Origin of the sequence: Streptomyces sp. ALB3, assembly GCF_044385685.1 — a bacterium.
GTDB lineage: Bacteria > Actinomycetota > Actinomycetes > Streptomycetales > Streptomycetaceae > Streptomyces.
The window spans coordinates 345,198-356,077 of the sequence record NZ_JBISCE010000046.1 but is presented as its reverse complement, the minus strand read 5'-3'; the positions used below and the strand labels follow the sequence as shown (position 1 = coordinate 356,077).

At 70.1% G+C, this 10,880-nt stretch carries 10 protein-coding genes; 8 read left to right on the top strand and 2 right to left on the bottom strand.

Annotation, left to right across the window (positions count from 1 at the left end; all coding sequences use genetic code 11):
• The first annotated feature begins 4 nt into the window (after nt 1-4).
• Genes ACHFIV_RS31605 through ACHFIV_RS31595 form a run of 3 tightly spaced genes read left to right on the top strand, consistent with a single transcriptional unit; the run spans nt 5 to nt 2,864 of the window.
• Nucleotides 5-889 carry a DUF5819 family protein gene (locus ACHFIV_RS31605; RefSeq protein WP_398976095.1) on the top strand — a complete coding sequence of 295 codons (885 nt, stop codon included), beginning with the start codon at nt 5-7 and terminating at the stop codon, nt 887-889.
• On the top strand, nt 886-2,157 hold the full coding sequence (locus tag ACHFIV_RS31600) for an HTTM domain-containing protein (RefSeq protein WP_398976093.1): 1,272 nt from the start codon (nt 886-888) through the stop codon (nt 2,155-2,157). Before ACHFIV_RS31605 ends, ACHFIV_RS31600 begins: the two co-directional genes overlap by 4 nt.
• Entirely contained in the window at nt 2,154-2,864 is a 711-nt protein-coding gene (locus ACHFIV_RS31595) for a TrmH family RNA methyltransferase (protein WP_398976092.1), read from the top strand. The genes ACHFIV_RS31600 and ACHFIV_RS31595 overlap by 4 nt, the downstream gene beginning before the upstream one ends.
• Before the next feature lie 74 nt (nt 2,865-2,938).
• Here the strand turns inward: ACHFIV_RS31595 and paaN are convergent, their stop codons facing one another.
• Complete coding sequence (gene paaN / locus ACHFIV_RS31590) at nt 2,939-4,639, bottom strand: phenylacetic acid degradation protein PaaN (RefSeq protein WP_398976090.1); 1,701 nt, start codon at nt 4,637-4,639, stop codon at nt 2,939-2,941.
• Nucleotides 4,640-4,762: 123 nt separating this feature from the next.
• Here paaN and ACHFIV_RS31585 point away from each other — a divergent pair, with 123 nt between their 5' ends.
• Complete coding sequence (locus ACHFIV_RS31585) at nt 4,763-5,353, top strand: TetR/AcrR family transcriptional regulator (RefSeq protein WP_398976088.1); 591 nt, start codon at nt 4,763-4,765, stop codon at nt 5,351-5,353.
• A 15-nt stretch (nt 5,354-5,368) separates the two neighbouring features.
• On the opposite strand, the gene ACHFIV_RS31580 is transcribed toward ACHFIV_RS31585, so the two are convergent.
• Nucleotides 5,369-5,890: an Lrp/AsnC family transcriptional regulator gene (locus ACHFIV_RS31580; protein ID WP_398976087.1), complete on the bottom strand. Its 522-nt coding sequence runs from the start codon at nt 5,888-5,890 to the stop codon at nt 5,369-5,371.
• A 209-nt stretch (nt 5,891-6,099) separates the two neighbouring features.
• Here ACHFIV_RS31580 and pdhA point away from each other — a divergent pair, with 209 nt between their 5' ends.
• From pdhA to ACHFIV_RS31560, 4 genes are all read left to right on the top strand, one after another.
• Complete coding sequence (gene pdhA, locus ACHFIV_RS31575; protein ID WP_398976085.1) at nt 6,100-7,245, top strand: pyruvate dehydrogenase (acetyl-transferring) E1 component subunit alpha; 1,146 nt, start codon at nt 6,100-6,102, stop codon at nt 7,243-7,245.
• On the top strand, nt 7,242-8,273 hold the full coding sequence (locus tag ACHFIV_RS31570; protein ID WP_398976083.1) for an alpha-ketoacid dehydrogenase subunit beta: 1,032 nt from the start codon (nt 7,242-7,244) through the stop codon (nt 8,271-8,273). Before pdhA ends, ACHFIV_RS31570 begins: the two co-directional genes overlap by 4 nt.
• A complete protein-coding gene (locus tag ACHFIV_RS31565) occupies nt 8,273-9,730 on the top strand; it encodes a dihydrolipoamide acetyltransferase family protein (RefSeq protein WP_398976082.1) in 1,458 nt (485 codons plus the stop codon). Before ACHFIV_RS31570 ends, ACHFIV_RS31565 begins: the two co-directional genes overlap by 1 nt.
• 131 nt (nt 9,731-9,861) lie before the next feature.
• Nucleotides 9,862-10,737: an NTP transferase domain-containing protein gene (locus tag ACHFIV_RS31560; RefSeq protein ID WP_398976080.1), complete on the top strand. Its 876-nt coding sequence runs from the start codon at nt 9,862-9,864 to the stop codon at nt 10,735-10,737.
• Nucleotides 10,738-10,880: the final 143 nt, after the last annotated feature.

Genomic DNA, 10,880 nt, shown 5'->3' with positions numbered 1-10,880 from the left:
CGGGATGGATGCGGACCACGGTGGGCGCACCGGAGATGAGAAGAAGCTCGCCTGGCCCGGTGTGACGAACCGCCCGTACGGGGATCAGGCCGCGGAGTCGGAACCGCCCGGGATACCGGAGGCCGGGGCCGGTGTTCCGCCGGGCCGGACCGACGCGACGCCGTGCGACACACCGCCCCGTTCGGTACCGGGACCGGCCGGGAACCGCCGGGGCGTCGGTATGGCCGCGCTCTCGCTTCCGTACCAGATCGTGGCGGCGCTGGCGCTTTCCGTCCTGGGAGTGGTGGCCTGCGCACACATCGCGATGATCTTTCTGCACGTCGCGCCGTCCAACACGCTGACGAAGCAGCACGGCGAGGTGGTCGACGACTGGGTGTTTCCCGAGTTCGAGCAGAACTGGAAGTTGTTCGCCCCCAATCCGCTTCAGCAGAACATCTCCGTGCACGTGCGGGCGGAGATCGCCGACGACGGTGCTGACGGCAGTGACATCACGCGCTGGATGGATCTCTCACGAGACGATGGCGAGTCGATCCGCGGCAGCCTTCTTCCCAGCCATGTCGACCAGAACGAGTTGCGCCGCGCCTGGGACTTCTACAGCGGGTCCCATGACAGCGAGAACCACCCCAACGGCTTGCGCGGTGAGCTGTCCGAGCGCTATATCCGCCGCATCGTCATGCTGCGCCTTGCCGAGGAGGGATACGGCGGCACGGTCGAGCGCATCCAGGTGCGGTCCGCCGTACGTTCCGTGGGGGCCCCGGCATGGAGTGACGAGAAGATCAGCACTCGGGCGGAGTACAGAGAACTCCCATGGTGGACCGTCACCACGTCCGATCTTCCCGGAGCGGCGGCGGAAAAACAGTCCTCGCAGGCCGGGAAGGCGGAGGGATGAGCTCCCGTGCCCCCGTCCGGGAGAGCGCCGGAACCGCGGGCCGCGCGCTGTCCGCGGCCGTCCAGCGCGTCACCGCCTCATCCCTCGGTCCCTACCAGAGCGCCGTCGTCCGGATCGGTGTCTCCGCCACCTACCTGCTGTTCCTGTTGCGCGAGCTGCCCCACCGCCACGAGCTGTACGGCCCGGACGGGCCGTGGAGCTGGGACATGGCGCGTCGGCTCATCACCAACAACGACGCCTTCACCGTCCTGATGTGGTCGGACGCCGCGATCTGGTTCGAGACCGTGTACGCGCTCACGCTGGTGTCTGCCGCGCTGCTGATGATCGGCTGGCGGACCCGGGGCACGTCCGTCCTGTTCATGGCCGGTGTCCTGTCCCTGCAGAACCGCAGCATCTTCATGGGGGACGGCGGCGACAACGTCATTCACCTGATGGCGGTCTACCTGGTGCTGACCCGCTGCGCGCGGGTCTGGTCCCTGGACGCTCGCCGCGCGTCGAGGAACGCCGCTCGTCCCGTCGAGGAAGGCCGGTCGGCCCGTGACGTCGCGGGCCCGGCTCTCTGGGGGGTGCTCGGCTGCGTTCTCCTGCCCGCAACTGTCATGGGAGGACTCGGCGGCACGTGGTGGCTGCCTTCCCTCCTCTGGGTGCTGTGGCTCGGCAACGGTGCCTGGTGGGCCCTGAACCGTTACGCACCGGACCACGAGCTGCGGATCCTGTCCGACGTCCTGGCCAACCTGGCCCACAACGCCGCTTTTCTCGTGATCATGGCCGAGGTGTGCCTCATCTACGCGACTGCGGGCTGGTACAAGATCCAGGGCTCCCGCTGGCAGGACGGCACCGCGATCTACTACCCGCTCAAACTGGACTACTTCACCCCGTGGCCCCAGCTGTCCGGCCTCATCGCGTCCAGCGCCCTGGTGGTCATGGTGTTGACGTATGCCACGGTGATCGTGCAGGTCGCCTTTCCCTTCACGCTGTTCAACCGGCGGGTCAAGAACGTGCTGCTCGTCGTGATGATCGGCGAGCACGCCGGAATCTCGGTGCTTCTCGGACTTCCCTTCTTCTCCATGGCGATGATCGCTGCCGACGCGGTCTTTCTGCCGACGGTCTTCCTGATGTGGCTGGGAGGCCGGGTTTCGCAGGCCCGTGAGGGCCTTCTCTCCCGGACGGCGGGCCGGCTACGGCTTCCCGGGCAGCGGCGGCCGAGGAGGGACGACGGGGAGGCCGCGCACGGCGGCGATGACAGGGGCCATACGCTCGTCGGGTGACCAGCGAGACCGGCAGTACCGAAGAGCCCCGGGCGGCGGCCGAGCCCGATCCCACCGCGGAACCGATCCAGTACGACGACGGCTACGGCGCCCCGGTCGGCGTAGGGCCGCACCCGCTGCCCTGGCCCGAGGGCGAGCGCTACGATCCGGGCCTCCTCGCCCACGGTGACCGGCGCAACGTCGGCGACGGCTACCGGTACTGGACGCGGGAGGCGATCGTCGCCGATCTCGACCTGCGGCGGCACGACTTCCATGTGGCCGTGGAGAACTGGGGCCATGATTTCAACATCGGCTCGGTGGTGCGGACCGCTAACGCCTTCCTCGCCAAGGAGATCCACATCGTGGGCCGGCGCCGGTGGAACCGGCGGGGGGCGATGGTCACGGACCGCTACCAGCATGTGCGCCACCACCCGGACACGGCGGACCTGACCGCCTGGGCGGAGGCCGAGGGGCTGCCCATCATCGGGATCGACAATCTTCCCGGAGCCGTGCCGCTGGAACGGACGGAACTTCCGCGCCGGTGTGTGCTGCTCTTCGGCCAGGAGGGGCCCGGGCTGACCGAGGAAGCGCGCGAGCACGCCTCGATGGTGTGCTCGATCGCGCAGTTCGGCTCGACGCGGTCGATCAACGCCGGTGCGGCGGCCGCCATCGCCATGCACGCCTGGGTGCAGCGCTACGCGGACGTTCCCGATCCACGCGAGCGATGACCGGTGGAGCAGCCCCCGCCCCACCGGCTGCCCGCTCCACCGGACGGGTCCCCGGCCTCCGGCCGTGACCTCGTTCAGGCCTGGCGGCGGACCTCCACCACCCGGAAGCGGTTGGACACGAACGCTCCGTCGCAGAGCGCCGCATTGGCGGCCGGGTTGCCTCCAGAACCGTGGAAGTCGGAGAAGGCCGCCGTCTGGTTGACGTACACGCCGCCGGTGAGATTCAGCGAGAGCTGAGCCGATTCGTCGAGGCAGACGTCCTCCACCGCGCGTTCCACCTCGGGCGAGGTGGTGTAAGCGCCGACGGTCATCGCGCCCTTCTCGCGGACCGTGCGCCGCAGCAGGTCCAGCGCGTCAGCGGTCGAGTCGACGGCGACCGCGAACGAGACCGGGCCGAAGCACTCCGAGAGGAAGGCCGCCCCGTCGTCGCGCTTCGCGCCGTCGAGCTTGACGAGGAGCGGCGTACGGACCACGGCGTCAGGGAAATCGGGGTTGGTCACCGGACGCGAGGCGAGCGCGACGTCACCCAGGGCCGCTGCCCCTTCGAGCCGCGCCTTCACGTCCGGATTCACCAGGGCGCCGAGCAGCCCGTTGGCCCGGGCGTCGTCGCCGAGGAGACCGTTCACCGCCTCGGCGATGTCCGCCACCACGTCCTCGTAGGACTTGGCGCCCGCGTCGGTCGTGATGCCTTCGCGCGGGATGAGCAGATTCTGCGGGGTGGTGCACATCTGACCGCTGTAGAGGGAGAGCGAGAAGGCCAGATTGGAGAGCATGCCCCGGTAGTTGTCCGTGGAGTCGAGGACGATCGTGTTGACGCCGGCCTTCTCCGTGTAGACCTGGGCCTGCCGGGCGTTGGTCTCCAGCCAGTCGCCGAAGGCGGTGGAGCCCGTGTAGTCGATGATCTTGATCTCGGGGCGTACCGCGAGGGTCTTGGCAATGCCCTCGCCTGGGCGCTCCACGGCCAGGGCGACCAGATTCGGGTCGAAACCGGCCTCCGCCAGCGCCTCCCGCGCCAGCTGGACGGTGAGAGCCAGTGGCAGGACCGCTCGTGGGTGTGGCTTGACCAGCACCGGATTGCCGGTCGCGAGCGAGGCGAACAGGCCGGGGTAGCCGTTCCACGTGGGGAAGGTGTTGCAGCCGATCAGCAGGGAGACGCCGCGTCCGGCTGCCGTGTACGACTTGTGCAGCTGCAGCGGGTCGCGCTTCCCCTGGGGTTTGGACCAGTCGGCGCTGCGTGGTGTCCGTGTCTGCTCCGCGTACGCGTACGCGACGGCCTCCAGGCCGCGGTCCTGGGCGTGCGGGCCGCCCGCCTGGAAAGCCATCACGAAGGCCTGCCCGCTGGTGTGCATCACGGCGTGGGCCAGCTCGTGCGTGCGCGCACTGATCCGGGCGAGGATCTCCAGGCAGACCAGGGCCCTCGTCTCGGGTCCGGCCGCGCGCCAGGAGCCCATGGCGGCACTCATGGCGGGAAGCAGGACGTCCGGGTCGGAGTGCGGATACTCGACGCCGAGCTCGGGCCCGTAAGGCGAGATCTCTCCGCCCGTCCAGCCGTCGGTGCCGGGCTGGGCGAGATCCAGACGGGTGTTGAGCACGGCGTCGAACGCGGCCTTGCCTTCGGCCGCGCCGAGGCTGCCGGGCAGGCCTCCCTCACCGTAGGCCTTCGGGTGCTCGGGGTGCGGGGACCAGTAGGCGCGCGTGCGGATCGCCTCGAGGGCCTGGTCGAGCGTCGGGCGGTGGATCTCGGACAGCTTCTCGGGGGAAAGCTCGGCGGCCATGACGGACCAACTCCTCGACGAGCCGGGCAGGGATGTGCTGACGGAGTTAGAGTAACCGAACGATCGGTCGGGACAAGGGGCCCCAAAGAACCTGTGGACAACTCATGGGGGAGGATCGCGGTCATGACCACGGCCAAGCGGGACACGTACACCCCGGAGACACTCCTGACCGTTGCCGTCCGTGTTTTCAACGAGCGCGGTTACGACGGAACGTCCATGGAGCACCTCTCCAAGGCGGCGGGCATCTCCAAGTCGTCCATCTACCACCACGTGGCGGGCAAGGAAGAACTTCTGCGGCGCGCGGTGAGCCGGGCCCTCGACGAGCTCTTCGCGATCCTCGACGAGCCCGGGGCGATACAGGGGCGGGCGATCGCCCGGGTCGAGTACGTCACGCGCCGTACGGTCGAGGTGCTCATGGCCGAGCTGCCGTACGTCACGCTGCTGCTGCGCGTGCGCGGCAACACGGAGACGGAGTGCTGGGCCCTGGAGCGCCGGCGCGAGTTCGACCAGCGGGTGTCCGAGCTGCTCAAGGCCGCTGTGATGGACGGGGACCTCCGAGCGGACGTGGACATACGTCTGGCGACCCGGCTGCTCTTCGGCATGGTGAACTCGCTGGTCGAGTGGTACCGGCCGCAGCCGGGCGGCTCTCCCGAGGCGGAGCAGCTCGCCGACACGGTGGTCCGGCTCGCCTTCGACGGGATGCGGGCCGGCTGACCCCGGCGGGAGACCTCAGGTGAGCTCGGCCGGGCGGTCCGGGCGCGGTCCGAGGTCGGTCTCCTCGAACACCAGCAGCGTGCGGGTGGACAGCACCTCGGGTATGGCCTGGATCCTCGTGAGGACCAGTTCACGCAGCGCCTGGTTGTCCGGCGTGTGCACCAGGAGCAGGACGTCGAAGTCGCCGCTGACCAGTGCGATGTGGGTGGCGCCCGGGAGGGCCAGAAGCTGCTCACGGACGGTGCGCCACGAATTCTGCACGATCTTGAGAGTGATGTAGGCGGAGGCGGCCTGTCCCGCACGTTCGTGATTCACGCGTGCGCTGAAGCCGCGGATCACGCCGTCCTCGACGAGCCTGTTGATCCGGGCGTAGGCATTGGCCCGCGAGACGTGTACACGTTCTGCGACGGCCCGTATCGAGGCGCGGCCATCCGTCCGGAGGATGCGAAGGATGGCGTGGTCGGTGGAATCCAGCGGTCGTGCGGGCGGAGTGCGGACCGGCTCCCCGCCCGCATCGGCCATTTGTTCAGCCGGCATCTGCCCGCGCCTCCCTGTTGTGGACGACCTGCCCCTATCCCAGGCTGTGGAGAACCGTTTGTCCACAGGCTGAGGGTGCCTGTAGCCAAATTGCGCCCACGACCGAACAATCGGTAGGTGAGGCACACCACACCGGTCCCTGCCCGTGCCCCGACATACCTGCAGATTTCGATGACCTCGATACATGTCGATGCCAGGAGGCGCTTGTCATGACGGTCCAGGAGCTGCCCGGCGCAGCCGCCTACCGGCCCACGCCGCCCCCGGCCTGGAAGCCGCTCACCGATCCCGCGCCGCTGCTCCCGGACCCCGAGCCGTACCGCGTGCTCGGCACGGACGCCGCGGCCGGCACCGACCCCGAGCTGCTGCTGAGGCTCTACGCCGAGCTGGTGCGCGGTCGCCGGTACAACGCGCAGGCCACCGCACTGACCAAACAGGGAAGACTCGCGGTGTATCCGTCGAGCACCGGTCAGGAGGCGGGTGAGATCGCCGCGGCGCTCGTACTGGAGGACCGGGACTGGCTCTTTCCCAGCTATCGCGACACCCTGGCCGCGGTGGCGCGCGGGCTGGACCCCGTCGAGGCACTGACATTGCTGCGGGGGGACCGGCACACCGGTTACGACCCGCGTGAGCACCGCATCGCCCCGCTGTGCACTCCCCTGGCCACCCAGTTGCCGCATGCCGTCGGGCTGGCACACGCGGCGCGTCTGAAGGGCGACGACGTGGTCGCCCTCGCGATGGTCGGCGACGGCGGGACCAGCGAGGGCGATTTCCACGAGGCGCTGAATTTCGCGGCCGTCTGGCGGGCCCCGGTCGTGTTCCTCGTGCAGAACAACGGCTTCGCGATCTCCGTGCCCCTGGCCAAGCAGACCGCGGCGCCATCCCTGGCTCACAAGGCCGTGGGATACGGGATGCCGGGACGCCTGGTCGACGGCAACGACGCACCCGCGATGCATCAGGTGCTGAGCGAGGCGGTGACACGGGCCAGGAGAGGTGAGGGTCCGACGCTGGTGGAGGCGGTCACCTACCGCATGGACGCCCATACGAACGCCGACGACGCCACCCGTTACCGGGGCGACAGCGAGGTCGAGGCCTGGCGCGCGCATGATCCGATCAGGCTCCTCGAACGGGAACTGACCGGGCGCGGCCTGTTGGACGAGGACGGCATCGCGCGGGTGCGGGAGGCAGCGGAACGGATGGCGGAGGGGCTGCGGGAGCAGATGAACGCCGACCCGGTACTCGACCCGATGGATCTGTTCTCCCATGTCTACGAGGAGCAGACCGGCCAGCTGCGGGAGCAGGCGGCCCAGCTACGGGACGAGCTGGACGCCGAGCACGGCGCGGAGGAGGGGCGATGACCACCGCTGCTGCGACGGCCGGTGGGCGGACCGGCAGGACGAAGCCGGCCACGATGGCGCAGGCGCTCGGACGGGCGCTGCGCGACTCGATGGCGCAGGACCCGACGGTTCACGTCCTCGGGGAGGACGTCGGCACGCTCGGCGGCGTCTTCCGCGTCACCGACGGTCTGGCGAAGGAGTTCGGCGACGACCGCTGCACGGACACACCACTGGCCGAGGCGGGCATCCTCGGCGCGGCCGTTGGTATGGCGATGTACGGGCTGCGGCCCGTGGTGGAGATGCAGTTCGACGCGTTCGCGTATCCGGCGTTCGAGCAGCTGGTCAGCCACGTCGCCAAGATGCGGAACCGTACGGGCGGAGCCATGCCGCTGCCCATCACGGTGAGGGTGCCGTACGGCGGCGGGATCGGTGGGGTCGAGCACCACAGCGACTCCTCGGAGGCGTACTACATGGCGACCCCCGGCCTGCATGTCGTCATGCCGGCCACGGTCGACGACGCGTACGGACTTCTGCGGGAGTCGATCGCCTCCGACGATCCGGTGGTGTTCCTGGAGCCGAAAAGGCTCTACTGGTCCAAGGCCGACTGGTCTCCGGACGCTCCGGCTGCCGTCGAGCCGATCGGGCGTGCCGTGGTCCGGCGTCCCGGGCGCAGCGCGACCCTGATCACCTACGGTCCGTCTCTCCCCGTGTGCCTGGAGGCAGCCGAGGCCGCCACGGCCGAGGGATGGGACCTCGAGGTGGTCGACCTCCGTTCGCTTGTTCCCTTCGACGACGAGACCGTCGCCGCGTCGGTGCGCCGCACGGGACGTGCGGTGGTGGTCCACGAGTCGTCCGGTTTCGGCGGCCCTGGAGGTGAGATCGCGGCGCGGATCACCGAGCGGTGCTTCCACCACCTGGAGGCACCGGTCCTGCGTGTCGCCGGATTCGACATCCCCTATCCGCCGCCCATGCAGGAGCGGCACCATCTGCCGGGCGTGGACCGGGTGCTAGACGCGGTCGCCCGTCTTCAGTGGGAGGCCGACAGCTGATGGCGCAGGTACTCGAATTCAAGTTGCCGGACCTGGGCGAAGGCCTGACCGAGGCCGAGATCGTGCGCTGGCTGGTCGAGGTCGGCGACGTCGTCGCCGTCGATCAACCGGTCGTCGAGGTGGAGACGGCCAAGGCGATGGTCGAGGTGCCCTGCCCCTACGGCGGCGTCGTGACGGCGCGGTTCGGCGCGGAGGGTGCTGAGCTCCCGGTCGGCGCCCCGCTGCTGACTGTGGCGGTCGGGTCGGTGGAGGAACCGGAGACCAGGCCCAGGCCTTCCGGCGAGCCCTCCGGACAGGACGACGGTAGCGCTGAGTCCTCCGGAAAGGGCGCCGCTGACGGGTCAGGCAATGTGCTGGTCGGCTACGGCACGGGTGCGCCCGCCCCGCGTAGGCGCAGAGTCAGGCCTGCCCGGGCCACGGCTTCGGAACCGGTCCCAGCTGCGGCCACGGCCTCGGAGCCGGCCCCGGCCGCAGGCATGATCTCGGCCGGATCCAAGGCCCCGCTCCACGCACTGGATGCGGCGACGACGGCTCCGGTCACCGGCGCGGTCGAGCCGCAGGGCCCGATCGCCGTCATCTCCCCGTTGGTGCGGAAACTGGCGCGGCAGCACGGTCTCGATCTCCGGCGGATCACCGGCACGGGACGGGACGGGCTGATTCTGCGTACCGACGTGGAAAGCGCGATCAAGGCCGCCGGTGAAGAAGTCACCGTAGGGGCGGCCCCGGCGGCCCCTGCGGCCCGGCCGGAGGCCGACACATCGATCGAGCGGATCGCGCTGCGCGGGGTCCGCGGTGCGGTCGCCGAGAAACTGTCACGCAGCCGGCGCGAGATCCCGGACGCCACGTGCTGGGTCGATGCCGACGCCACCGAGCTGATGGCGGCACGGAGAACCATGAACGCGGGTGGATCCGCCGGAGGGGCGAAGGTGTCGGTGCTCGCCCTGCTGGCCCGCATCTGCACGGCGGCCCTCGCGCGGTTCCCCGAGCTCAACTCGACGGTGGATGCCGAGGCCCGGGAGATCGTGCGGCTTCCCGGAGTCCACCTCGGCTTCGCCGCCCAGACGGAGCGCGGCCTGGTCGTGCCGGTGGTCCGGGACGCTCACACAAGGAACGTGGAGTCGGTCGGGGCGGAGATCACCCGGCTGACCGAGGCGGCCCGGGACGGGCGGCTCACCCCGGCGCAGCTCACCGGAGGGACATTCACGCTGAACAACTACGGGGTGTTCGGCGTCGACGGCTCGACCCCCATCATCAATCACCCGGAGGCAGCCATGCTGGGCGTGGGCCGCATTGTGCCCAAGCCCTGGGTGCACGAGGGCGAGCTGGCGGTCCGCCAGGTGGTCCAGCTGTCGCTCACCTTCGACCACCGGGTCTGCGACGGTGGCACGGCGGGTGGCTTCCTGCGGTACGTGGCCGACTGCGTGGAACAGCCGGTGATGCTCCTGCGCACGCTGTAGCGGCCCTACCGTGAGGCCCAGCCCCCGGGCCCCATGCCCGGGCCCAGGTCCATGCCTAGGTCCAGGTCCCGGTCTCGCGAGTTCGGTCCCCGGAGGATTGTCGGCCGCGAGCGGCCCGCATACTCGGGAGCATGACCGCCTATGACGCCATCGTCCTGGCCGGAGGCGCTGCGAAGCGCCTCGGGGGAGCCGACAAGCCAGGACTGCGAGTGGGCGGCCGAGCGCTGCTCGACCGGGTGCTGGCCGTATGCTCCGACGCCGGGGTCACGGTGGTGGTGGGTGGTCGCAGGCCCACGGTGCGTCCGGTCACGTGGACGCGCGAAGTGCCCGAGGGCGGCGGACCGTTGGCCGCGCTCGGCGCCGGCATGCGGCACACGGACGCGGACAGGGTCCTGGTGCTCTCGGCGGATCTGCCGTTCCTGGCAAAGGCGACCGTCCGCTCGCTGCTGGCCGCTGTGGAACCGGGGGACCGTGAGGGTGCGCTGTGTACCGATCCGGACGGCAGGGAACAGCCGTTGGTCGCGGTCTACCGGGCCGAACCACTCCGCCGTGAACTCGCCCTCATCGCCACCGAACACGGCAGCCTCGCCGGGCTCCCGCTGCGGTTGCTGACGTCGGAACTGAACGTGACCCGCGTTCAGGCCGGTCCTCTGGCCTCGTTCGACTGCGACACCTGGGAGGACATTGCTGCCGCCAGGGCGAGGATCAGGGAGCATGGGACCGTGCTGGACGAATGGATCACCGCAGTCAAGAACGAACTGGGCATCGAACTCGACGTCGACACCGACGTTCTGCTCGACCTCGCCCGTGACGCCGCGCACGGTGTCGCCCGGCCCGCCGCGCCGCTGACCACCTTCCTGGTGGGGTACGCGGCGGCGATGGCGAGCACCGGCAAGAGCCCGGAGGCCGCGGCCGAAGCGGTGGCTGAAGCCTCTCGCAAGGCCACCGCCCTCGCGCTCCGGTGGGCGGAGGAGACGGAGGCGGGCAGCGGGCCCGGGACGCCATGACCGCACGCGGAGACGATGCGCAAGCGGTCGAGGAAGAGCGGGCGGCCGAGGCGGAGCGGGCGGCGGAGGAGGAGCGCGCTGTCGAGCAGGCGCTGGCGCTCGTAGGGCGTCAGTCCATGGCCGCACATGCTCCAACGGGCCGG